Genomic DNA, 21,781 nt, shown 5'->3' on the forward strand with positions numbered 1-21,781 from the left:
GCTGCCATGCGCGTCAGAGCGCGCGTTTTTCCATGCGCCCCGAGCGCAGCGAATAGCGCGTCCGCGCATCCAGGGCCTCCACGTCGACCTGCGCACGGCGTGCGCCGTAGACCTCGGCCTTGAGCCAGGCCAGCTCGTCGGCCAGCGCCGCGTCGCTCCCCAGGTTGCAGAACCAGACCCTGGCCTCGCCGTCCCAGCGGTAGCCGCGGGCTTTGAGCCGGTCCTTCGCCTCGAAAGGCGCGCCGGTGGCGCGAAGCCTGTAGCCCGGCTGCGCGGCCGCGGCCATCAGGCGGAACAGTCCCGTCGTGCCCCCGTCGGTCTGCGCACCGGCAAGGACCTGCAACAAGGCATGGCAGTCCACCAGCGCCCGGTGGGCGTCGTAGAACCAGCCCCGGTCCTGCGCCAGCGCACTGAGCTTGGCCGATTCGGCGCCCTGCGCCTTCCAGTCGATGTCGGCAAACGAGCAGGCCCAGGGTTTGTCGGCGAAGCCCGGGAAACGCGCCTCGACAAAGGGCCGGTCGAAACCGGCGTTGTGCGCCACCACCAGGTCGGCGCGGTCGACCAGGGCCTGCACGCGGTGTTCGTCCAGACGCTGGCCTCGAACCATCTCGTCGCTGATGCCCGTGACCTGTTTCGCCACCTCCGGGATGGGCACGCCCGGGTCTTCAAAGCCCTCGAAGGTCTCCACCGGGCCGAAGGGACGGCCGGTGGCCACGTCCACCGACACCAGCAGCAGGGCCAGCTCGATGATGCGGTCGCTGGCGTGGGAGAGCCCGGTGGTCTCGGTGTCGAGGATGAGCACGCGCGCCGCAGCAGCCTGCGGCTGCGCGTCGACATCTGCGGACGCGGGCGGTCCGTGGTCCAGCAAGGGCACCAGGCGGCGCAACACCTTGAAGTCCGGGTGCTGCTCCAGCCGCCGGGCCATGTCTTCGGGGGTGAGCGGCGTGGTGGCCGCGTCGTCGGTGCGCGCCGTGGGGCGCTCCTGCGGCGGCTCGAATTCGAAACTGAGCTGGCTCATGAGAGAAGGCCACTCATCGGGCCGCGGGTCATGGACGACCCACGCAGGTCATTGAAGTGGCGCGGCTGGCGGGGATCGAACCCACGACCCTTGGCTTCGGAGGCCAATACTCTATCCACTGAGCTACAGCCGCGCATGCTTGGAAAGCCCGCCATTGTCTCACATGCGCCCGGCGGCACCGTGGCGAACCGCCGTCGGCCATGCGCGGGAACAGCACCCGCCGACAAGACCCTGTTGCTAGCATTTTTTGTATCTTTATTACGATGCAAACCTTTGCACCAGACGGGTTTTCCCGACCCCGTCAATCTGTTGTTTTGGCGCGGTTACGTAACGGTTACGGGGCACTTCTTCAGGGTTTTCACCAAATGCAACCGTTTGCATCAATGGTCGAATTCGGGGGCTTTCCCGACCGATGATGTGCCCCACGGCATGAAACATCGGTACAGGAGAGAGTGGTTCACAACATTCACACTCCGGAGTACCTCATGCAACACAGCTTCAAACTCGCGGCCGCTGCCGCCCTCTGCGCCACCGCCTTTGCCGCCCACGCCGACGTGGCCCTGGACGCCAACCTGGAACTGGACACCACCTACCAGAACAAGGTGGAAGGCGCCTCCAACGCCCGCGACAGCGACCTGAACATGGGCGGCCGCGTCGAATTCAACGTCGGCGCCAAGGCCACCAACGGTGACGCCTTCGTGGCCGCCCGTGCCAGCCTGCTGCTCAAGAAGGACGGCGACACCGGCACCGACGACATGTGGGTGCAGTTCGGCAACGCCGGCATGGACGTCAAGATGGGCCGCTTCGAAGCCATGGACCTGTTCCCCCTGGGCAAGGACGTGCTGGTCGAAAACAGCGGCTATGGCGGTTACCGCGCCAACAAGCTGCGCGGCCGCTTCGGCAAGGACTCGGTGCACATTGCCCCCGGCTTCAACGCCGGCCCGGCCCGCATCGAAGTCGGCCTGGTCTACAGCAAGGAAGCCGGTGAAGCCCGCGGCGTCCGCCCGGCTGTGAGCTTTGGTTCTGGCCCCGTCACCGTGCGCGTCGGTGTCGAGTCCGTCAAGGTGGTCGGCGGCACCGAGAGCACCAACGGTGCCGGCGTGTCCGTGGGTTACGCCCTGGGCAAGGACGCCAGCATGAACCTGAACTTCGCCAAGATGGAAGACGACAAGTCCGTCGGCCTGAACGGCACCTTCGGCCCGGCCGGTTTCGGCCTGATCCTGGACAAGGGCGCCAGCGGCGCGAAGAACAACACGTTCTACGCCGCTTACTCGCTGCCCCTGTTCGGCGTCAAGGGCGCCACCATCACGCCGGCCCTGAGCTTCGCCAAGGGCGGCTCGGGCACCAAGGGCCAGACCGCGGCCCGCGTGCGCATCAATTACGCGTTTTGATCGGGGGTTCCCGATCTTTCCGGGGTGAGAGAACCTGAAAGGGTGATCGATCCCATTTCCTCTCGGCAATCAGAGTTGGCCCGGGTGTCGCAAGGCGCCCGGGCTTTTTTTCCTCTCCAAGCGCCCGATCGTTATCGGGTGAAATAATCTGTCGATGCCCCGCCAGCCCGCCGCTCCCACCCCCGACGATTCCACGCCCTCCGCACAAGCACCCGCCCGGGGCCGCAAGCGCATGCAGATGGCCGACATCGCGCGGCTGGCCGGCGTGTCGGCCTCCACCGTCTCGCGCGCGCTCAGCGGCAGCCCGCTGATTCCGCAGGCCACGCGCGAGCGCATCACCGAGCTGGCCAATTCGCTGGGCTACCGCGTCAACGTCGGTGCGGCCAACCTGCGCAAGCGTGGCGTGCAGACCATCGGCGTCGTCATCCTGGGCGACAGCATGCAGATGATCTCGGACCCGTTCCTGCTGAGCATCCTCGGCTCGGTGGCCGACACCCTGGACGAGCGCGGCATGAGCCTGCTGCTGACGCGCCTGAAGGCCGACCGCCAGCACGTGCTTTCCGACCTCGTGGAAAGCGGCCAGGTCGGCGGTCTGATCGTCATCGGCCAGCTGACGCTGCACGACTACCTCAACGAGCTGACGCGCAACGGCTTCCCGATGGTGGTCTGGGGTGCGCCGCTGCCCGATGCCCTGTACCCCGTGGTCGGCGGCGACAACGCCATGGGCGGCTACCTGGCCACGCGCCACCTGATCGAACAGGGTTGCCGCCGCATTGCTTTCTTCGGCGACATCACCCACCCCGAAGCCGGCCAGCGCTACCAGGGCTACACCCGCGCTCTGCAGGAAGCCGGCATCGCGATGGACCCCCGCCTGCTGCAGTCCTTCCTGTTCGGCGACTCGCGCATCCGCGAAGTGATCGACGGCTGGCTCAACCAGGCCACGCCCTTCGACGCCATCTTCGCCTCCAGCGACGTCACCGCGATCTCGCTCATGGGCTCGCTCAACGAGCGCGGCCTCAGTGTGCCGGCCGACGTCAAGCTGGTCGGCTACGACGACATCGCACTGGCCGAGCACGTTCACCCCACCCTGACCACCATCCGCCAGCCCACCGGCGAGGCCGGGCGCGCCTTGGTGGACCTGCTGTTCGAGGCGCTCGCCGGCCAGCCGCGCCGCTCGATCGTGCTGCCCGCCGAGCTGATCCGGCGGGAAAGCAGCGCCTGACCCCCCTCCGACCGCCCCTCGCTTCGTAACCGGTTTGTTCCGGAGACATAGGGCAAACCCCATCATGCAATCGTTTGCATCGGTGCTGTAATTTTGTGACGGCCCAGTGAGCCGGCGGGTGTTGGCCCGTCGTTTGCCGGCGGCCGACACGAAAGGTTTCCATCCATGACACAGTCCGGTTTGCGTTTGCGGGGCATCAAGAAGAGCTATGGGCGTGTGGACGTCATCCACGGCGTCGACCTGGACATCCAGCCCGGGGAGTTCGCAGTATTTGTCGGCCCCTCGGGCTGCGGCAAGACCACCCTGCTGCGCATGATCGCGGGGCTGGAGGACATCTCCGGCGGCGAACTCTCCATCGGCGAGCAGGTGGTCAACGACCTGCCCCCCAGCGAACGCGGCGTGGCGATGGTGTTCCAGAGTTACGCGCTCTACCCGCACAAGACGGTCTACGACAACATGGCCTTCGGCCTGAAGATCGCCAAGCTGCCCAAGGACGAGATCGACCGCCGGGTGCGCGAGGCGGCCGGCATCCTGCAGCTCACCGACTACCTGCAGCGCCTGCCCAAGGCGCTCTCGGGCGGGCAGCGCCAGCGCGTGGCCATCGGACGCGCCATCGTGCGCAACCCCAAGGTGTTCCTGTTCGACGAGCCGCTGTCCAACCTGGACGCCGCGTTGCGCACCAAGATGCGCGTGGAGCTGGCCACGCTGCACCGCCGCCTGGGCGCAACCATGGTCTACGTGACGCACGACCAGGTCGAGGCCATGACCCTGGCCGACAAGATCGTGGTGCTCAACAAGGGCCGCATCGAACAGGTCGGCGCGCCGCTGGAGCTCTACCACCGCCCGGCCACGCGCTTCGTGGCCGGCTTCATCGGTTCCCCGCAGATGAACTTCATCGAAGGCCCTTACGCCCAGGCCCTGGGCGCGCACTGCGTGGGCGTGCGCCCCGAGCACCTGCACCTGGCGGCCGACGGCCCCATACAAGGCACGCTGCGCCACGCCGAACAGCTGGGCAACGAGACCTTCGCCTACATCGACGCCGGCGCGCTGGGCGAACTCACGGCGCGCGTCGACGGCTCGGTCTCGGTGCAGCCGGGCGAGACGCTGCGCCTGGGCCACCGGCCCGAGCATCTGTACCGCTTCGACGCCGCCGGCCTGCGACTCTGACCACCCCCTTTTCACCCCGCTTTGCGGATGGGCCGCGAAGCTTCACCCTGGAGACAAGCACGATGTTCAAGACCACCACGATCGCCGGCGCCGCCGCACTGGCGCTGGGCACGCTGGGCGCCACCGCCCACGCCGCCGACTACAAGGGCCCCGACCTCAAGGGCGAGACGGTCACCGTCACCTGCCCCTGGACGGGTGCGGAAGAAGGCTTCTTCAAGAAGGTGGTCGCCAACTTCGAGAAGGCCACCGGCGCCACGGTGAAGCACTCCTGCTCGCAGAGCTCGGAGCAGCAGATCGTGATCGACATCAAGGCCGGTTCGCCGTCCAACATCTCGGTGTTCCCCCAGCCGGGTCTGGCCGCCAACATGGCCGCCATCGGCGGTCTGGTGCCGCTGGGCGACAAGGCGCGCGACTGGGTCAAGACCAACTACGCCGCGGGCAGCTCCTGGGCCGACCTGGGCACCTACAAGGGCAAGGACGGCAAGAGCAACTTCTACGGCCTGTTCTTCAACGTCAACGTCAAGAGCCTGGTCTGGTACATCCCCGAGAACTTCAAGGAGAAGGGCTACAAGGTGCCCAAGTCCATGGAAGAGCTGCAGGACCTGACCAAGAAGATCGCCGCGGACGGCGGCAAGCCCTGGTGCATCGGCCTGGGTTCGGACGCCGCCACCGGCTGGCCCGCCACCGACTGGGTCGAGGACATGATGCTGCGCACCCAGAGCCCGCAGGTCTACGACGAGTGGACCAGCAACAAGATGAAGTTCAACGACAAGCGCGTCGTCGAAGCGATCGAGGCCTACGGCTGGTTCGCCCGCAACGACGCCTACGTGGACGGCGGCGCCAAGGCCGTGGCCACGGTGAGCTTCAAGGACAGCCCCAAGGGCCTGTTCGGCTCGCCGCCCAAGTGCTACATGCACCGCCAGGCCTCGTTCATCCCGGCCTTCTTCCCTGAGGGCAAGGCGGCCGACGCCGACTTCTTCTACTTCCCGTCCTACGCCGGCAAGAAGCTGGGCAACCCGGTGCTCGGCGGCGGCACGATCATGACGATCACCAAGGACAGCAAGGGCGCCCGCGCCTTCATGGAGTACCTGCAGCACCCGCAGGCCCACGAGATCTGGATGGCCGAAGACGGCTTCCTGACGCCGCACAAGGGCACGGACCTGGCCAAGTACAAGACCAAGGCGCAGCGCAAGCAGGGCGAGATCCTGCTGGGCGCCACCACCTTCCGCTTCGACGGCTCCGACCTGATGCCCGGCGCCGTGGGTGCCGGCAGCTTCTGGAAAGGCATGGTCGACTACTCGGGTGGCAAGTCCGCCCAGGCCGTGGCCGACGACATCCAGAAATCCTGGGACGCGTTGAAGTAAACCGCGCCACGCAGCAGACACCGGACGAACCACCATGAGCGATTCAATCTTCCAGACCCTTCTGGCCGTGGTGGTCAGTGTCGGTGTCTGCCTGCTGTATTTCGCGGGCAGCAACTGGCTGCTGGACAACATCCTGGCGCGGCCGTCCATGCCGCGGCAGCGGCGCGAGCGGCTGCGCGCGGGCGTGCGGCCCTGGCTGTTCATCGCACCGGCCCTGCTGTTGCTGGGCGTGTACCTCGTCTACCCGTTTTTCGAGACCCTGCGCCTGAGCTTCATGGACGCCACGGGCGAGGGCTTTGTCGGCCTGTCCAACTACGCCTGGGTGCTCACCGACGAGAACTTCCTCATCACCATCCGCAACAACTTCCTGTGGCTGCTGGTGGTGCCGGCCGCGTCCACCGCACTCGGGCTGGTGGTGGCCGTGCTGGCCGACCGCGTCTGGTGGGGCAACGCCGCCAAGACCCTGGTGTTCATGCCGATGGCCATCAGCTTCGTCGGCGCCAGCGTGATCTGGAAATTCGTCTACGACTTCCGCGGCCCCGAGAACGAGCAGATCGGCATCCTGAACGCCATCGTGCAGGGCCTGGGCCTGGCGCCGCAGGCCTGGGTGACGGTGCCGTTCTGGAACAACTTCTTCCTCATGGCCATCCTGATCTGGATCCAGACCGGCTTCGCCATGGTCATCCTCTCGGCCGCACTGCGCGGCGTGCCCAACGACACCATCGAGGCCGCGCGCATCGACGGTGCCACTGAACTGCAGATCTTCTTCGAGATCATGATTCCGCAGGTCATGTCCACCATCCTGGTGGTGTGGACCACCATCACCATCACCGTGCTCAAGGTGTTCGACATCGTCATGGCCATGACCGGCGGCCAGTGGGACACCTCGGTGCTGGCCAACCTGATGTACGACTGGATGTTCCGTGGCGGCGGCGACTACGGCCGCAGCTCCACCCTGGCCATGGTGCTCATGCTCGCCGTGATCCCGGTGATGGCCTTCAACATCCGCCGCTTCCGTGCCGAGGAGGCCCAGCGATGAAACTCAAGTTCTCCCCGGCCACGCTGGCCGCCCACGCGCTGCTGCTGGCCATCGTGCTGGCCTGGGTGCTGCCCACCTTCGGCCTGCTGGTCTCCAGCTTCCGCGACCGCGAGCAGATCGTCAGCTCCGGCTGGTGGACCGCGCTGTCCACCCAGACCCGCCCCGACATGCGCCGCACCGCTGGCGCGCAGAGCGTGGTCAAGGACGGCGAGCGCTTCGTGATCGCCGGCCGCCTGTTCCCCGAAGGCAATGCCACGCGGCTGCAGCGCTTCTCCATGAAGTCGTCCAGCCCCGGCGAGCACCCGGTGGGCCAGACCATCGAGCTCGGCGATGCGCAGATCTTCGACGAGGAAGACGGCAAGCCCGACGGCACCATCACCGTGGCCGCCGACGGCCAGTACCGGCTGGTGCTGAGCCAGGCCTACGAGAGCGACCGCGGCGTGCGCATCTTCTACGTGGCCGAGACGCCACCGAGCTTCACCGCCACCAACTACCAGAAGGTGGTCGACTCCGAAGGCGTGGGCAACGCCTTCCTCAACACCTTCAAGGTCACGATTCCCGCCACCTTCATTCCGATCCTGATCGCGGCGTTTGCGGCCTACGCCTTCAGCTGGATGGAGTTCCCCGGCCGGCGCTGGCTGTTCGTGGTGGTGGTGGGCCTGCTGGTGGTGCCGCTGCAGATGTCGCTGATCCCGCTGCTGCGGCTCTACAACGATGTGGGCGAGACCATGGGCGTGGCGTCCAAGTCCTACCTGGGCGTGTGGCTCGCGCACTCGGCCTTCGGCCTGCCGCTGGCGATCTACCTGCTGCGCAACTACATCGCCTCGCTGCCGCGCGACATCATCGAAAGCGCGCGCATGGACGGCGCCACGCACTTCCAGATCTTCACCAGCATCGTGCTGCCGCTGTCGGTGCCGGCGCTGGCGAGTTTCGCGATCTTCCAGTTCCTCTGGGTCTGGAACGACTTCCTGGTGGCGCTGGTGTTCCTGGGCAAGTCGCCCGACCAGGTGGTGCTGACCATCAAGCTCAACGACCTGCTGGGTTCGCGCGGCGAGAGCTGGGAGATCCTGACCGCCAGCGCCTTCGTCTCCATCGCGGTGCCCGTGGCCGTGTTCTTCTCGCTGCAACGTTTCTTCGTGCGCGGCCTGCTCTCAGGCTCCGTCAAATAACCCATGACCGACTCCCCCCAATTTCCCCCTTCGTTCGAATGGGGCTGTGCCACCGCTGCCTTCCAGATCGAGGGCGGTGCCCTCGAAGGCGGCAAGCGGCCCAGCATCTGGGACGACTTCTGCGCCCAGCCGGGCCGCATCCGGGACGCCAGCGACGGCCTGGTGGCCTGCGACCACTTCCACCGTTTCCGCGAGGACGTGGCGCTGATGGCCGACCTGGGCTTCCGGCACTACCGCTTCTCCATCGCCTGGACCCGCGTGGTGCGTGAGGACGGCAGCGCCAACCCCGAGGGGCTGGACTTCTACCGCCGCCTGCTCGACGCGCTGCACGAGAAAGGCATCACGCCCAACGCCACGCTCTACCACTGGGACCTGCCGGCGCAGCTGCAGCGCGCACACGGCGGCTGGCTGCACCGCGACACCGCCCAGCGCTTCGCCGACTACGCGCAGATCGTCGCCCGCGAACTGGGCGACCGGCTGCCGCGCGTGGCCACGCTCAACGAACCCTGGTGCAGCGCCTTCCTGGGCCACGACATCGGTGTGTTCGCGCCCGGCGTGCAGGACAGACCCTCGTCGCTGCTGGCCGCGCACCACCTGATGCTGGCCCACGGCCTGGGTCTGCAGGCCTGGCGCAGCGTGCGCAGCGACACCCAGCTGGGCGTCGTGCTCAATCCCGAGCTGTGCGACCCGGCCAGCGACGCACCGGCCGACATCGCCGCCGCGCGCCTGGCCGAGCTGGAGCGCAACGATGTGTTCCTCAACCCGCTGTTCGGTCGCGAATGGCCGGCCGAGATGATCGAACAGATCGGCGCACTCGCCGAGCAGCGCTGCCCCGGCGACATCGCCATCTGCGCCCAGCCGCTGGATTTCATCGGCCTGAACTACTACACGCGCTCCATCGCGCAGGCGCCTCAGAGTGCCGACGAGCAGCGCCGCGGCTACCGCTTCGTGCCGCCCGACCCGCAGCGCCCCGACCTCACCCACATCGGCTGGGAGATCTACCCGCAAGGGCTGGAGCGAGTGACGCGCAATCTGCTGGCGCAGTGGCCGCTGCCCCCGATCTGGATCACAGAAAACGGTGCCGCCGACAACACGCCCGTGACCGATGGCGCGTGCGACGACCGCCTGCGCCTGGGCTACCTGCAGTCGCACCTGCAGCAGCTCTCGCAGATGGTCGCCAGCGGCCTGGACATCCGCGGCTACTACGTCTGGAGCCTGCTCGACAACTTCGAGTGGGCACACGGCTACACCCAGCGCTTCGGCGTCGTGCACGTCGACTACACCACCCAGCAGCGCACGGCCAAGGCCAGCGCGCGCTGGCTCCAGCAACTGATTTCTTCTCCGCAAACATGAGCAACAAGGCACCCAACAACGGCTGGTGGCGCGGCGGCGTGATCTACCAGATCTACCCGCGCAGCTTCCAGGACTCCAACGGCGACGGCATCGGCGACCTGCCGGGCATCACGCAGCGCCTGGACCACATCGCGGCGCTCGGCGCCGACGGCATCTGGATCTCGCCCTTCTTCAAAAGCCCGATGAAGGACTTCGGCTACGACGTCAGCGACTACTGCGACGTCGACCCGATGTTCGGCACGCTGGACGACTTCCGTGCCCTGGTGGCGCGCGCGCACCAGCTCGGCCTGAAGGTCATGATCGACCAGGTGCTCTCGCACTGCAGCGACCAGCACCCCTGGTTCGTGGAAAGCCGCAGCAGCCGCGACAACCCCAAGGCCGACTGGTTCGTCTGGGCCGATGCGAAGGACGACGGCAATCCGCCCAACAACTGGCTCTCCATCTTCGGCGGCAGCGCCTGGCAGTGGGACACGCGCCGCTGCCAGTACTACCTGCACAACTTCCTGACCAGCCAGCCCGACCTGAACTTCCACAACCCGCAGGTGCAGGACGCGCTGCTGGCCACGGTGAAGTTCTGGCTCGACCTCGGTGTGGATGGCTACCGGTTGGACACGGTCAACTTCTTCTTCCACGACGCGCAGCTGCGCGACAACCCCGGCCGCGGCGCGCCCGACCCGAACAACCCCGACCCGGCGGTCAACCCCTTCAACCCCTACGGCTGGCAGCGCCACGTCTACGACAAGAGCCGGCCGGAAAACCTGCCCTTCCTGCAGCGCCTGCGCGCCCTGCTCGACCAGTACCCCGACACCACCATGGTGGGCGAGATCGGCGACGACGACGGCCTGGCCCGCGTGGCCGAATACACGGCGGGCGGCGACAAGCTGCACATGGCCTACTGCTTCGACCTGCTGGGCGAGGCGCACGACGCGCCCTTCCTGCACGGCTTCCTGCAGCGCTTCAGCACCATCGTGGGCGATGGCTGGCCCTGCTGGGCCCTGTCCAACCACGACGTGGTGCGCTCGGCCACGCGCTGGGGCGGACCAGCCCCGGACCCGCGCCTGCTGCGCCTGGCCGCTGCCTTCCAGGTGAGCCTGCGCGGCACGGTCTGCCTCTACCAAGGTGAGGAACTGGGCCTGCCCGAGGCCGAGCTGCGCTACGAAGACCTGCAGGACCCCTACGGCATCACGATGTGGCCACAGTTCAAGGGCCGTGACGGCTGCCGCACGCCCATGCCCTGGTCGGCCGACGCACCGCAGGCCGGCTTCACCACGGGCGCCAGGCCCTGGTTGCCGGTGGCCGAGACCCACCGGCCGCTGGCGGTGGACCAGCAGACCGGTGCGCCGGAGTCGATGCTCTCCTTCGTCACGCGCCTGCTGCACTGGCGCCGCGACCAGCCCGCACTGCGCAGCGGCCGGCTCTCGCTGCTGCCGCCGCACCCCCAGCTGCTGGCCTTCACCCGGGAGCACGAGCAACAGACGCTGCTGTGCGTCTTCAACTTCAGCGACCAACCGGCCGAACTGACGCTCCCCGCGGAGTGGCAGGGCGCCACCGTGCTCGGCGGCAGCGGCCTGGAAGGCGCGCAGCTGAACGGGGACACGGTGCGCTGCACCCCATGGGGAGGGCTGCACCTGCGGCGCGCCTGAGCGCAGACGTTTCGCCGAAGTGCGCGACACTGGCGGCTGTGGCCGGCCCGTGCCGGCCGGAACGCTGTTGCCATTCCCTCAGGAGCCCTCATGAGCATCCAGACTGTCGCCACCACCCCGTTCGCCGGCCAGCTGCCCGGCACCTCCGGCCTGCGCAAGAAGGTCTCCGTGTTCCAGCAGCCGCACTACCTGGAGAACTTCGTCCAGGCCCTGTTCGACGTGCTGCACGGCGACGCACCCGCGGCGGGCCAGACCCTGGTGCTCGGTGGCGACGGGCGCTTCCACAACCGCGCGGCGGTGCAGACCATCCTGAAGATGGCGGCGGCGCGCGGTTACGGCAAGGTGCTCGTCGGCCAGGGCGGCATCCTGTCCACGCCGGCCACCAGCGCGGTGATCCGCCGCCGTGGCGCCAGCGGCGGCGTCATCCTCTCGGCCAGCCACAACCCCGGCGGGCCCGACGGCGACTTCGGCATCAAGTACAACGCCACCAACGGCGGCCCGGCGCCCGAGAAACTCACCCAGGCCATCTACGAGCGCACGCAGGCGCTCACCCAGTACCGGCTGAGCGACGCCGCCGACATCCCGCTCGACACCCTGGGCACGCACATGATGGAAGGCATGGCCATCGAGGTGATCGACCCGGTGGCCGACTACGCCGCGGTGCAGCGCGAACTGTTCGACTTTGCGGCCATCCGCCGCCTGTTCGCCGGCGGGTTCCGGCTGCGCTACGACGCCATGTGGGCCGTCGGTGGCCCCTACGCCAAGGCCATCATCGAGGGCGAGCTGGGCGCCCCGGCCGGCACCGTGGTGAACGCCGAACCGAAGGAAGATTTCGGCGGCCTGCACCCGGACCCCAACCCGGCCTACGCCGACGACCTGATCGCCCACCTGATGGCGCCCGACGCGCCCGACATGGGCGCCGCCTCCGACGGCGATGCCGACCGCAACATGATCCTCGGGCGCGGCTTCATCGTCTCGCCCTCCGACAGCCTGGCCGTACTGACGGCCCACGCCACCAAGGTGCCGGGGTACGCCGCCGGCCTGGCCGGGGTGGCGCGCTCCATGCCCACCTCCACCGCCGCCGACCGCGTGGCCAAGACATTGGGCATCGCCTGCTACGAGACGCCCACGGGCTGGAAATTCTTCGGCAACCTGCTCGACGCCGGCAAGATCACGCTCTGCGGCGAAGAGAGCTACGGCACCGGCTCGAACCACGTGCGCGAGAAGGACGGCCTCTGGGCCGTGCTGTTCTGGCTCAACCTGGTCGCCACCACGGGCCAGTCGGTCGAGCAGCTGGTGCGCGGCGTGTGGACCGAACACGGCCGCTGCGTCTACTCGCGCCACGACTACGACGGCATCCCAACCGACAAGGCCAACGCGCTGATGGCCGAGCTGCGTGCCCAGCTGCCGACGCTGGGCGGCAGCACCGTCGAAGGACAACAGATCGCCTGGGCCGACGACTTCGCCTACACCGATCCCGTGGACGGCTCGGTGAGCCAGAAACAGGGCGTGCGCGTGGTGCTCGAAGACTCCTCGCGCGTGGTGTTCCGGCTCTCGGGCACCGGCACCGAAGGCGCCACGCTGCGCGTCTATCTGGAGCGCCACGAACCCGACGCGGCGCGGCACGACGTCCCCGCGCAGGCAGCGCTGGCCCCGCTGATTGCGCTGGCCCGCACGCTTGCGCGCATCGAACACCACACCGGCATGGCGCAGCCCAGCGTCATGACCTGAAGCGCCCCACCCCGGCGGCCCGCCTGGCAGCGGGCCGTCAGGGTCGGCTGGCTATAATTCGCGGCTATTTGCCTTGTGCAGGCCCCCCACCCCCACCAGACCGACTCGCCATCCGAGGACCCCATGAGCGACCACGCGCACGACTCCCACACCGGCCCGATCAAGACCCCCGCCCAGCTGCTCTGGACGTCGTTTTTTTCCTTCGTGGCCCCGGTCTTCATCATCATCGGCCTGGTGTACTACGTCACCTCGGACAACAAGCCCGCCGCGGGCGCCGTCGATCCGGAACTGGCCACGGCCATCCGCATCCAGAAGATCGGCTCGGTCGAACTGCGCGATGCCAACCGCCCGCTGGCCAGCGGTGAAGCGGTCTACACCGCCCAGTGCTCGGCCTGCCACGCCACCGGCGCCGCGGGTGCTCCCAAGTTCGGCGACGCAGCCGCCTGGGGCCCCCGCCTGGGCGCCGGCTATGAAGCCCTGCTGACCTCCGCCCTCAAGGGCAAGGGCGCCATGGGTGCCCAGGGTGGCGGCGCCTTCAGCGATGTCGAGATCGGTCGCGCCGTGGTGCACATGGCCAACGCTGCTGGCGGCAAGTTCGCCGAACCGCAGGCTCCCGCCGCCGCCGGTGCCGCCGCTCCTGCGGCGGCTGCCGAAGCCGCTCCCGCAACCGCCCCGGCGGCAGCCCCTGCAGCCGCCGCCGCACCGGTGGCCGCTGCGCCCGCTGCCGCCGCCGTGCCGGCCGCCGGTGCTGGCGAGGCCCTCTACAAACAGGCCTGCTCGGTGTGCCACGCCGCCGGTGTGGCCGGTGCGCCCAAGTTCGGCGACAAGGCCGCCTGGTCCGCCCGCGTGGGTCTGGGTCTGGACGGCCTGACCGCCAGCGCCATCAAGGGCAAGAACGCCATGCCGCCCAAGGGTGGTTCCACCGCCTCCGACGCCGACATCAAGGCCGCCGTCGAGTACATGCTGGCCGCCGTCAAGTAAGCCTCGACTTCCCCAACAAAAAAGCCGGTCAAGCGACCGGCTTTTTTGTTGCCCGCTCGGCGCTCAGACCCAGGGGCCCGGCCCGAGGGCGCGCTGTGGGCTTTTCACAAACGCCCAGCGTTGCGGCAGGCTGTCCGCCGCCACCGGCTCGGGCTGCCAGGCGCCCTGCTCCACCCGGTCGGCCGCCTGGGCCATGTCGCTGGTGTGCACCAGGCCGAGACCGAGCCCGGTCTCCAGGTACAGGTGTCCGGCCTCGTCCAGCAGGCAGCGCTGCACGGTGCCGGCGGGCGCACCGGTGTGGGCCAGCACCGATCCGTCGGGCTGCAGGCGCCAGATCCACGGCGTGGCTTCGAGTTCGACATAGACGCGCTGGGGGCCGTTCTGGAAGAACCACTGCCCCTGTTCGTCGGCGAGGTAATTGCGGCCGATGAAGGCGATGAGTTTGTCGTGCAGCAGGCGCGAACCCTTGGCCGGTGCCACGCCCTCGCCCGGCTCGGCGGCGAAAGGGCCGGCGCGCTGGCAGCGGTCGTCGCGCATGTACCAGTCGCCCCGGGCGTCCAGGCCCAGCCAGCCGTGGCAGTGGGGCACGTTGGGCCATTTGGCCAGCGCGGCCTTGACGATGTCGTCCATGGGAGGTCCTTCAGCGGTGGGCCAGCAGCCAGCGGCCGACCGCCGCCGGCATGGCCATGACGTGGCCGGGCAGGCCCAGCGGCGGCTGTGACACAGGGAAGCCCACGTGCCCGCCCTGCGCCGGCTGCCACAGCGTGACCTGCGGTCCGGCCTGCTGCGGCGTGGGCAGGGAGTCGGCGGGCACAAAGGGGTCGTTGAGCGCATTGAGCGCCAGCGCCGGCACGCGGATGTCGCTGAGCACCGGCTTGGCCGAGGCGCGGGCCCAGTAGTCGTCGGTGTCGCGAAAGCCGTGCAGCGGCGCGGTGAACAGGTTGTCGAACTGGTAGAGGTCGCTCGCGGCCAGCAACGCCTCGCGGTCGAACAAACCCGGGTGCTGCTCCAGCTTCTTCAGCGCCTTGGGCACCATGGTGGAGAGGAACATGCGGGTGTAGACCAGCCGGTTGAAGCCGCGTCCGATGGCGTGCCCGCCGGCCGCCAGATCGAGCGGCGAACAGATGGCCGCCACCGCACGCACGGTGCGACCGGCCGCGCTGCCCATCTCGCCGGCCCAGCGCAGCAAGGCGTTGCCGCCCAGGGACACGCCGGCCGCCAGCAGAGGCCGCCCGGGGTGGCCGGCGGCAAAGCGACGCAGGATCCAGTCCACCTCCTCGAAGTCGCCCGAGTGGTAGGCGCGTGGGGCGAGGTTCAGCTCGCCCGAACAGCCCCGAAAGTGCGGCACCGCCAGCACCAGGCCCTCGCGTGCGGCAAAGTCGGCAAAGGCCACCGCGTACTGGCTGGCCGATGACCCTTCCAGGCCATGGAACAGCACCAGCAGCGGCGCATCCGGCGCCACCGCGTGGGTGGTGGTGTCCACATCGACAAAGTCGCCGTCGGGGGTCTGCCAGCGCTCGCGCCGCCAGAGCGGTGCGGCCCCCGCGTGGCGCCGCGCGAACAGCGCCGCCCAGAGCGTCTGGGCGTTGCCGCCCGGCAGCCACCAGGGCGCGTGGTAGTCGAAGGCCGGTGCCGCCATCTCAGTGCAACACTGGCGGCGCGCTCAGCGCCTCCGCCGGCTCGTTGCGGCTTCCCGGGCTGGCGTGGTGGGCCACCATGCGCCAGCCGTGCACGGTCTTGGCGTAGACATTGGTGGCCAGCACCCAGGCATGGGCCGGCCCGTCGTCGCTCATCACTTCGATGCGCTCGATCACGCTGTGCACGCTGCAACCGCCGGCATCGATGCGGCGCGCGCGCTCGGGCATCACGCGCACGCCACCGTTGGCCAGCAGGGCCTCGAACGCGGCCCGGACGGCGCTGTGGCCCACCAGGCGCTGGCCGCCCGGGTGCACGCAGACGATGTCCTCCTCGTCGGCCCAGCAGGCCATCAGGCGCTCCAGGTCGCCCTGGTGCAGTGCCTCATAGAAGGCGGCTTCGGTGTCGTCCGCAGTGCCGGGAGAGAACTTGGATCGTTGCATGGGCGGGTGCAGGGGGCGTGGTCGGTGGCGCAAAAGCGGGGCACTATGATAGGTCTTTGACCTGCAGGAGTGACCATGAAGCCCCGTCTGTCCCTTGCCACCCTTGTGCTGTCCACCGGCCTGCTGCTCTCCGGTTGCGGCTACAACGAATTCCAGAACCTGGACGAACAGAGCAAGTCGGCCTGGGCCGAGGTGCTCAACCAGTACCAGCGCCGCGCCGATCTCATCCCCAACATCGTCGCCACCGTCAAGGGAGAGGCCAACTTCGAACAGGAAACGCTGACCAAGGTGGTCGAGGCGCGCGCCAAGGCCACGTCGATCCAGGTCACGCCCGAGATGCTCAGCGACCCCGAGGCCATGGCGAAGTTCCAGGCCGCGCAGGGCGAGCTGGGCAGCGCGCTCAGCCGCCTGATGGTGGTGGTCGAGCAGTACCCCAACCTCAAGGCGAACCAGGGCTTCTCCGACCTGCGTGTGCAGCTCGAAGGCACGGAAAACCGCATCACGGTGGCCCGCAACCGTTACATCGAAGCGGTGCAGTCCTACAACGTGCTGACCCGCAGCTTCCCGACCAACCTCACCGCCATGGTGTTTGGCTACAAGACCAAGGAAGGCTTCAAGGTCGAGAACGAGGCCGCCATCAGCGCGCCGCCCAAGGTCGACTTCAACAAGCCATGACGCTGCACCGCGTTCGCGCGCTCGGCGTGGGTGTGCTCTGGTTGCTCTGGGCGGTGCTGGCGTGGGCGCAGGCCGTGCTGCCGGTGCCCGAGTTGCGCAGCCGCGTGATCGACCAGACCGGCACCCTGGACGCGACCCAGCAGGCCGCGCTGGAGTCCCGGCTCGCCGCCTTCGAGACCGAGCGCGGCACCCAGATCGTGGTGGTGCTGGTGCCGACCACACAACCCGAGGACATCGCCGACTACACGCAGCGGCTGGGCGACGCCTGGAAGATCGGGCGGCGCGACGTGGGCGACGGCGTGCTGTTCGTGGTGGCCAAGAACGACCGCCGGGTGCGCATCGCCACCAGCAAGACGCTGGAGGGCGCAATTCCCGACCTGGTGGCCCGGCGCATCATCGACCAGGCGGTCACGCCGGCCTTCCGCCGCAACGACTTCGCGGGTGGCATCGGGGACGGGGTTGAACAGATCATGGCCCGAGTGTCCGGCGAGAACCTGCCACTGCCCGAAACCGGCAACGCGCCAGATGAAGCGGGCTTCGCACCGATGGACCTGCTGATCTTCCTGGTCTTTGCGGTGCCGATGTTGTCAGCCGTGCTGCGCAGTCTGTTCGGCAACAAGTTCGGCACCCTGCTCACCGGTGGCGGCGCAGGGGCCATCGCCTGGGTGCTCACCTCGGTGTTCTGGATCGCGGTGGGCGCCGGCATGCTGGCCATGCTGGCGGCTCTTTTCTTCCAGATGCTGCCCTCGATGCCGTCGTCCGGCCGCGGGCGCCGCGGTGGCAGCGACTGGGGCGGCGGGAGTTTTGGCGGCGGCGGCCGCGGGGGCGGATGGGGCGGTGGCGGCTTCAGCTCCGGCGGTGGCGGCAATTTCGGGGGTGGTGGCGCCTCCGGCAGCTGGTGAACGCCATGAACAGGCTGCTTCGAATTCTCAGGCACCGCTGGCTCGACAGCCGCGACGCGCGCCGCCTGGTGCCCGACGACATGGCGCTTCGGCTCTCCCGTCGCATCGCTGCCAGCGAGGCGCGCCACAGCGGCGAGATCCGGCTGTGCGTGGAGGCTGCCCTGCCCCTGTCCTATCTCTGGCGCCTGGGAGACGAGACCACCGTCCGCGTGCTGGCCAGGGAACGTGCCATGAGCTGGTTCGGTCGGCTGGGTGTCTGGGACACGCAGGACAACAACGGTGTGCTGATTTACCTGCTGCTGGCCGAACGGTCCATCGAACTGGTGGCCGACCGCGGGCTGAGCGGGCGGGTCGACCAGACGCGCTGGCAGGCCATGGTAGACCGCCTGGCAGGCCGGCTGCACCAGGGGGCCTTCGAAGACGGTCTGACCCAGGCCCTGGAAGAGGTTTCGGCCCTGCTGGTGGAGTTTTTTCCGGCCGAAGCCGGCGTGCCCAACCCCAACGAACTCCCCGATCTCGTGGTGCGGGCCTGAGGCTCAGCCTTCCCCGGAGTTCCGACCGCTGCGGCCGGTGCGGTTGTTCATGACCACCTGCAGCTCCTGGTGCAGGGCCTTGTTCATCTGGGCGAAGGTGCGCAGCTTGCGCGTGGTCTCGCGCAGGCGGTCGGCCATGCGCTTGGAAATCGCCAGCAAGAGGCGCGCCCCGACCGCCGGGTCCGCCTTGAGCAGCCGCCGCAGTGCGGACCGCGACAGCACGGCGGCCGCCACGTCGGTGATGGCGGTGCAGGTCGCCGACCGAGGAGACCCATCCAACACCCCCATTTCACCGATCAGATGCCCCGGGCCGATCACGTTGACGACGATGCTGCCGTCGGCACCGGGCAGCTCGTTTTCGACCGAGATGTCGCCTTCCAGGATCAGCATCATGTAGTCGTTGCCCGTGAGCTCGCCTTCCTGGATGAAGACCGTCCCCGCCGAGATCAACTGCGGATGCATGTAGCGCACCACCCGCTTGGCGTCGGCCAGCTTCAGATCGTCCAGAGCCGAAGGCGTGACGAGCAGACGGGCCGCCACCTCCTCGGGCGGCAGGTCTGGTCGTTCGGAGATCGAGGGAGTACGCATGGATGTCGTGCGTCAGAGAGGAGATGATTTCACCGTCGTCCCTGGCAGGGCCACAGGGCGGCGAAAAAAAACCGGCCTCAGCCGGTTTTTTTCATGAAGCGTCCGCACGGCGGATCACTTTTTCTGACGGTACTTGCGCAGCGCCGCGATCTGCGCCGCCATGACCGCCAGCTCCGAAGTGGCCTTGGCCAGATCGATGTCGCTCTTGGCGTTCTTGACAGCCTCTTCGGCGGCCTTGCGGGCTTCGCTCGCCTTGGCCTCGTCCAGGTCATGGCCACGGATGGCGGTGTCCGACAGAACGGTCACGCAGTGGGGCTGCACTTCCAGAATGCCACCGGCCACGAACACGAACTCTTCGCCGCCATCGGCTTTTTCGATGCGCACGGCACCGGGCTTGATGCGCGTGATCAGGGGAATGTGACCGGGCAGGATGCCCAGCTCACCCGCCTCACCCGGCAGGGCCACGAATTTGGCCTCGCCGGAGAAGATGGACTCTTCGGCGCTGACCACATCGACGTGGATGGTGCTCATATTGACTCCTGTGAAAAGGGAAAACGATGGTCAGTGGACGGGCGCTGGCGGACAACGCCCTGCTCCATCAGGCCACCTTCTTCGCCTTCTCGAAGGCCTCGTCGATGGTGCCGACCATGTAGAAGGCCTGCTCGGGCAGGTGGTCACACTCACCAGCGGTGATCATCTTGAAGCCGCGGATGGTTTCGGACAGCGGCACGTACTTGCCGGGCGAACCGGTGAACACCTCGGCCACGTGGAACGGCTGCGACAGGAAACGCTGGATCTTGCGGGCACGGGCCACGGCGAGCTTGTCTTCCGGTGCCAGTTCGTCCATGCCCAGAATGGCGATGATGTCGCGCAGTTCCTTGTAACGCTGCAGCGTGCCCTGCACGGCGCGGGCAGTTTCGTAGTGTTCCTGGCCCACGACCAGGGGGTCCAGCTGGCGGCTGGTGGAGTCCAGCGGGTCCACGGCGGGGTAGATACCCAGGGCGGCGATGTCACGCGACAGCACCACGGTGGAGTCCAGGTGGGCGAAGGTGGTGGCAGGCGACGGGTCGGTCAGGTCGTCGGCGGGCACGTACACGGCCTGGATCGAGGTGATCGAGCCGACCTTGGTGGAGGTGATGCGCTCTTGCAGACGGCCCATTTCTTCGGCCAGCGTCGGCTGGTAACCCACGGCGGAAGGCATGCGGCCCAGCAGGGCGGACACTTCGGTACCGGCCAGCGTGTAGCGGTAGATGTTGTCCACGAAGAACAGCACGTCGCGTCCTTCGTCACGGAACGACTCGGCGATGGTCAGGCCGGTCAGCGCCACGCGCAGACGGTTGCCCGGGGGCTCGTTCATCTGGCCGTACACCATGGCCACTTTGGACTCGCCCAGGTTCTCCAGGTTCACGACGCCGGAGTCGGCCATCTCGTGATAGAAGTCGTTGCCCTCACGGGTGCGCTCGCCCACACCAGCGAACACCGACAGACCGCTGTGCGCCTTGGCGATGTTGTTGATGAGTTCCATCATGTTCACGGTCTTGCCCACACCGGCGCCACCGAACAGACCCACCTTGCCGCCCTTGGCGAACGGGCAGACCAGGTCGATCACCTTGATGCCGGTTTCCAGCAGCTCCTGCGAGGGGGACAGCTCGTCATAGGCCGGCGCCTTGCGGTGGATGGGGGCGGTCAGGCTCTGGTCGACCGGACCACGCTCATCGATCGGCTGGCCCAGCACGTCCATGATGCGGCCCAGGGTGGCCTTGCCCACGGGAACGGTGATGTTGGCGTTGGTGTTGGTGACCACCATGCCGCGGCGCAGACCGTCGGAGGAGCCCAGCGCAATCGTGCGCACGACGCCATCACCCAGCTGTTGCTGGACTTCCAGCGTCAGCGCGGAACCTTCCATCTTCAGGGCATCGTAAACGCGCGGCATCTGGTCGCGCGGGAATTCCACGTCCACGACGGCGCCGATGCACTGAACAATCTTGCCTTGTGCTTGAGACATGATGTGTACCTTTAGTTTCTTGAAATTTCAGTTGGGCGCCGGGATCAGACCGCTGCGGCGCCGGCCACGATTTCCGACAGCTCTTTCGTGATGCCGGCCTGCCGGGTCTTGTTGTAGACCAGCTTGAGTTCGCTGATGACGTTGCCGGCGTTGTCGGTGGCGGCCTTCATGGCCACCATGCGGGCCGACTGCTCGGACGCCATGTTTTCCGCCACGGCCTGGTAGACCTGGGCCTCGATGTAGCGCAGCAGCAGCTCGTCGATGACGGTCGCTGCGTCGGGTTCGTAGACGTAATCCCAGTCGCGACCCTTGCTGCCTTCCTGCAGGTCGGCGGCCGACAGCGGAAGCAGCTGCTCGATCACGGCCTCCTGCTTCATCGTGTTGATGAAGCGGGTGTAGCAGACGTGAACCGAGCTGATGCGACCTTCGGTGTACGCATCCAGCAGCACCTTCACGGGGCCGATCAGCTTGTCCAGGTGAGGGGTGTCGCCCAGACCGACGGCGCTGGAGACCACTTTCGCCCCGATGCGGTTGAGGAAACCCAGGCCCTTGTTGCCGATGGCCACGGCTTCCGCGCCAACGCCCTGACCCTGGAGGTCCTTGAGCTGGTTGGTCAGCGCGCGCAGCACGTTGGTGTTCATGCCACCGCACAGGCCCTTGTCGGTCGTCACGACGACAAAACCGGCGGTCTTGGCGTCGTTGGTTTCCATGAAGGGGTGGGTGTACTCCGGGTTGGCCTTGCTCAGGTTGCCAGCGATCTGGCGCACCTTCTCGGCGTAAGGCCGGGCCGCACGCATGCGGTCCTGCGCCTTGCGCATCTTGGAAGCGGCCACCATTTCCATGGCTTTGGTGATCTTCTTGGTGTTTTCCACCGATTTGATCTTGCCGCGAATTTCCTTGCCTGCTGCCATTGCTGCTCCTT

At 67.8% G+C, this 21,781-nt stretch carries 21 protein-coding genes and 1 tRNA gene; 13 read left to right on the forward strand and 9 right to left on the reverse strand.

Going from position 1 to position 21,781, the window contains the following annotated elements; genetic code table 11:
* Positions 1-13 precede the first annotated feature (13 nt).
* On the reverse strand, positions 14-1,018 hold the full coding sequence (locus RCO38_RS13240) for a 3'-5' exonuclease (protein WP_308328778.1): 1,005 nt from the start codon (positions 1,016-1,018) through the stop codon (positions 14-16).
* 57 nt (positions 1,019-1,075) lie between these two features.
* Positions 1,076-1,151, reverse strand: a tRNA-Arg gene (locus RCO38_RS13245).
* A 352-nt stretch (positions 1,152-1,503) separates the two neighbouring features.
* Between RCO38_RS13245 and RCO38_RS13250 the strand changes: the two genes are divergently transcribed.
* From RCO38_RS13250 to RCO38_RS13295, 10 genes are all read left to right on the forward strand, one after another.
* Positions 1,504-2,409, forward strand: a complete 906-nt coding sequence (locus tag RCO38_RS13250; protein ID WP_308328779.1) for a carbohydrate porin — start codon at positions 1,504-1,506, stop codon at positions 2,407-2,409.
* Between the two features lie 154 nt (positions 2,410-2,563).
* A complete protein-coding gene (locus RCO38_RS13255; RefSeq protein WP_308328780.1) occupies positions 2,564-3,631 on the forward strand; it encodes a LacI family DNA-binding transcriptional regulator in 1,068 nt (355 codons plus the stop codon).
* Positions 3,632-3,796: 165 nt separating this feature from the next.
* Positions 3,797-4,798, forward strand: a complete 1,002-nt coding sequence (locus RCO38_RS13260; RefSeq protein ID WP_308328781.1) for an ABC transporter ATP-binding protein — start codon at positions 3,797-3,799, stop codon at positions 4,796-4,798.
* 62 nt (positions 4,799-4,860) lie between these two features.
* Positions 4,861-6,162 (forward strand): ABC transporter substrate-binding protein, encoded by a 1,302-nt coding sequence (locus RCO38_RS13265; RefSeq protein ID WP_308328782.1) that lies wholly within the window; start codon positions 4,861-4,863, stop codon positions 6,160-6,162.
* A 34-nt stretch (positions 6,163-6,196) separates the two neighbouring features.
* Entirely contained in the window at positions 6,197-7,201 is a 1,005-nt protein-coding gene (locus RCO38_RS13270; RefSeq protein ID WP_308328783.1) for a carbohydrate ABC transporter permease, read from the forward strand.
* Positions 7,198-8,370, forward strand: coding sequence for a carbohydrate ABC transporter permease (locus RCO38_RS13275; RefSeq protein ID WP_308328784.1), 1,173 nt, complete (start codon positions 7,198-7,200; stop codon positions 8,368-8,370). Before RCO38_RS13270 ends, RCO38_RS13275 begins: the two co-directional genes overlap by 4 nt.
* A 3-nt stretch (positions 8,371-8,373) precedes the next feature.
* A complete protein-coding gene (locus RCO38_RS13280; RefSeq protein WP_308328785.1) occupies positions 8,374-9,723 on the forward strand; it encodes a GH1 family beta-glucosidase in 1,350 nt (449 codons plus the stop codon).
* A complete protein-coding gene (locus RCO38_RS13285) occupies positions 9,720-11,366 on the forward strand; it encodes an alpha-glucosidase family protein (protein ID WP_308328786.1) in 1,647 nt (548 codons plus the stop codon). Before RCO38_RS13280 ends, RCO38_RS13285 begins: the two co-directional genes overlap by 4 nt.
* 90 nt (positions 11,367-11,456) lie before the next feature.
* Positions 11,457-13,097 (forward strand): alpha-D-glucose phosphate-specific phosphoglucomutase, encoded by a 1,641-nt coding sequence (locus tag RCO38_RS13290; RefSeq protein WP_308328787.1) that lies wholly within the window; start codon positions 11,457-11,459, stop codon positions 13,095-13,097.
* 123 nt (positions 13,098-13,220) lie between these two features.
* Positions 13,221-14,078 carry a c-type cytochrome gene (locus RCO38_RS13295; RefSeq protein ID WP_308328788.1) on the forward strand — a complete coding sequence of 286 codons (858 nt, stop codon included), beginning with the start codon at positions 13,221-13,223 and terminating at the stop codon, positions 14,076-14,078.
* A 63-nt stretch (positions 14,079-14,141) separates the two neighbouring features.
* Here RCO38_RS13295 and RCO38_RS13300 read toward each other — a convergent pair whose 3' ends face one another.
* From RCO38_RS13300 to RCO38_RS13310, 3 genes are read right to left on the reverse strand one after another with little or no spacing between them, the layout of a single operon-like run.
* Positions 14,142-14,708, reverse strand: a complete 567-nt coding sequence (locus RCO38_RS13300) for a DUF2946 family protein (protein WP_308328789.1) — start codon at positions 14,706-14,708, stop codon at positions 14,142-14,144.
* Positions 14,709-14,718: 10 nt separating this feature from the next.
* Complete coding sequence (locus RCO38_RS13305; protein WP_308328790.1) at positions 14,719-15,717, reverse strand: YheT family hydrolase; 999 nt, start codon at positions 15,715-15,717, stop codon at positions 14,719-14,721.
* A gap of 1 nt (position 15,718) precedes the next feature.
* Positions 15,719-16,156, reverse strand: coding sequence for a YybH family protein (locus tag RCO38_RS13310; RefSeq protein ID WP_308328791.1), 438 nt, complete (start codon positions 16,154-16,156; stop codon positions 15,719-15,721).
* 75 nt (positions 16,157-16,231) lie between these two features.
* Here RCO38_RS13310 and RCO38_RS13315 point away from each other — a divergent pair, with 75 nt between their 5' ends.
* Genes RCO38_RS13315 through RCO38_RS13325 form a run of 3 tightly spaced genes read left to right on the forward strand, consistent with a single transcriptional unit; the run spans position 16,232 to position 18,266 of the window.
* Positions 16,232-16,831 (forward strand): LemA family protein, encoded by a 600-nt coding sequence (locus RCO38_RS13315; protein ID WP_308328792.1) that lies wholly within the window; start codon positions 16,232-16,234, stop codon positions 16,829-16,831.
* On the forward strand, positions 16,828-17,733 hold the full coding sequence (locus tag RCO38_RS13320) for a TPM domain-containing protein (protein WP_308328793.1): 906 nt from the start codon (positions 16,828-16,830) through the stop codon (positions 17,731-17,733). The genes RCO38_RS13315 and RCO38_RS13320 overlap by 4 nt, the downstream gene beginning before the upstream one ends.
* Before the next feature lie 5 nt (positions 17,734-17,738).
* On the forward strand, positions 17,739-18,266 hold the full coding sequence (locus RCO38_RS13325; protein ID WP_308328794.1) for a TPM domain-containing protein: 528 nt from the start codon (positions 17,739-17,741) through the stop codon (positions 18,264-18,266).
* Positions 18,267-18,269: 3 nt separating this feature from the next.
* On the opposite strand, the gene RCO38_RS13330 is transcribed toward RCO38_RS13325, so the two are convergent.
* The 4 genes from RCO38_RS13330 to atpG form a co-directional block, all read right to left on the reverse strand.
* The gene (locus RCO38_RS13330; RefSeq protein WP_308328795.1) at positions 18,270-18,854 is read right to left on the reverse strand and encodes a Crp/Fnr family transcriptional regulator; all 585 of its coding nucleotides are present in this window, start codon (positions 18,852-18,854) and stop codon (positions 18,270-18,272) included.
* Between the two features lie 114 nt (positions 18,855-18,968).
* Positions 18,969-19,385, reverse strand: coding sequence for a F0F1 ATP synthase subunit epsilon (locus RCO38_RS13335; protein ID WP_308328796.1), 417 nt, complete (start codon positions 19,383-19,385; stop codon positions 18,969-18,971).
* A 67-nt stretch (positions 19,386-19,452) separates the two neighbouring features.
* Entirely contained in the window at positions 19,453-20,859 is a 1,407-nt protein-coding gene (atpD, locus tag RCO38_RS13340) for a F0F1 ATP synthase subunit beta (RefSeq protein ID WP_308328797.1), read from the reverse strand.
* 44 nt (positions 20,860-20,903) lie between these two features.
* The gene (atpG, locus tag RCO38_RS13345; RefSeq protein ID WP_308328798.1) at positions 20,904-21,770 is read right to left on the reverse strand and encodes a F0F1 ATP synthase subunit gamma; all 867 of its coding nucleotides are present in this window, start codon (positions 21,768-21,770) and stop codon (positions 20,904-20,906) included.
* Positions 21,771-21,781: the final 11 nt, after the last annotated feature.

Source organism: Hydrogenophaga pseudoflava, assembly GCF_031020795.1.
Lineage (GTDB): Bacteria > Pseudomonadota > Gammaproteobacteria > Burkholderiales > Burkholderiaceae_C > Hydrogenophaga > Hydrogenophaga pseudoflava_A.

What these genes read in the sequence shown, in the direction of transcription:
- RCO38_RS13240 (WP_308328778.1), bottom strand. Translation starts at nt 1,018, where the DNA reads ATGAGCCAGCTCAGTTTCGAATTCGAGCCGCCGCAGGAGCGCCCCACG.
- RCO38_RS13250 (WP_308328779.1), top strand. Translation starts at nt 1,504, where the DNA reads ATGCAACACAGCTTCAAACTCGCGGCCGCTGCCGCCCTCTGCGCCACC.
- RCO38_RS13255 (WP_308328780.1), top strand. Translation starts at nt 2,564, where the DNA reads ATGCCCCGCCAGCCCGCCGCTCCCACCCCCGACGATTCCACGCCCTCC.
- RCO38_RS13260 (WP_308328781.1), top strand. Translation starts at nt 3,797, where the DNA reads ATGACACAGTCCGGTTTGCGTTTGCGGGGCATCAAGAAGAGCTATGGG.
- RCO38_RS13265 (WP_308328782.1), top strand. Translation starts at nt 4,861, where the DNA reads ATGTTCAAGACCACCACGATCGCCGGCGCCGCCGCACTGGCGCTGGGC.
- RCO38_RS13270 (WP_308328783.1), top strand. Translation starts at nt 6,197, where the DNA reads ATGAGCGATTCAATCTTCCAGACCCTTCTGGCCGTGGTGGTCAGTGTC.
- RCO38_RS13275 (WP_308328784.1), top strand. Translation starts at nt 7,198, where the DNA reads ATGAAACTCAAGTTCTCCCCGGCCACGCTGGCCGCCCACGCGCTGCTG.
- RCO38_RS13280 (WP_308328785.1), top strand. Translation starts at nt 8,374, where the DNA reads ATGACCGACTCCCCCCAATTTCCCCCTTCGTTCGAATGGGGCTGTGCC.
- RCO38_RS13285 (WP_308328786.1), top strand. Translation starts at nt 9,720, where the DNA reads ATGAGCAACAAGGCACCCAACAACGGCTGGTGGCGCGGCGGCGTGATC.
- RCO38_RS13290 (WP_308328787.1), top strand. Translation starts at nt 11,457, where the DNA reads ATGAGCATCCAGACTGTCGCCACCACCCCGTTCGCCGGCCAGCTGCCC.
- RCO38_RS13295 (WP_308328788.1), top strand. Translation starts at nt 13,221, where the DNA reads ATGAGCGACCACGCGCACGACTCCCACACCGGCCCGATCAAGACCCCC.
- RCO38_RS13300 (WP_308328789.1), bottom strand. Translation starts at nt 14,708, where the DNA reads ATGGACGACATCGTCAAGGCCGCGCTGGCCAAATGGCCCAACGTGCCC.
- RCO38_RS13305 (WP_308328790.1), bottom strand. Translation starts at nt 15,717, where the DNA reads ATGGCGGCACCGGCCTTCGACTACCACGCGCCCTGGTGGCTGCCGGGC.
- RCO38_RS13310 (WP_308328791.1), bottom strand. Translation starts at nt 16,156, where the DNA reads ATGCAACGATCCAAGTTCTCTCCCGGCACTGCGGACGACACCGAAGCC.
- RCO38_RS13315 (WP_308328792.1), top strand. Translation starts at nt 16,232, where the DNA reads ATGAAGCCCCGTCTGTCCCTTGCCACCCTTGTGCTGTCCACCGGCCTG.
- RCO38_RS13320 (WP_308328793.1), top strand. Translation starts at nt 16,828, where the DNA reads ATGACGCTGCACCGCGTTCGCGCGCTCGGCGTGGGTGTGCTCTGGTTG.
- RCO38_RS13325 (WP_308328794.1), top strand. Translation starts at nt 17,739, where the DNA reads ATGAACAGGCTGCTTCGAATTCTCAGGCACCGCTGGCTCGACAGCCGC.
- RCO38_RS13330 (WP_308328795.1), bottom strand. Translation starts at nt 18,854, where the DNA reads ATGCGTACTCCCTCGATCTCCGAACGACCAGACCTGCCGCCCGAGGAG.
- RCO38_RS13335 (WP_308328796.1), bottom strand. Translation starts at nt 19,385, where the DNA reads ATGAGCACCATCCACGTCGATGTGGTCAGCGCCGAAGAGTCCATCTTC.
- atpD (WP_308328797.1), bottom strand. Translation starts at nt 20,859, where the DNA reads ATGTCTCAAGCACAAGGCAAGATTGTTCAGTGCATCGGCGCCGTCGTG.
- atpG (WP_308328798.1), bottom strand. Translation starts at nt 21,770, where the DNA reads ATGGCAGCAGGCAAGGAAATTCGCGGCAAGATCAAATCGGTGGAAAAC.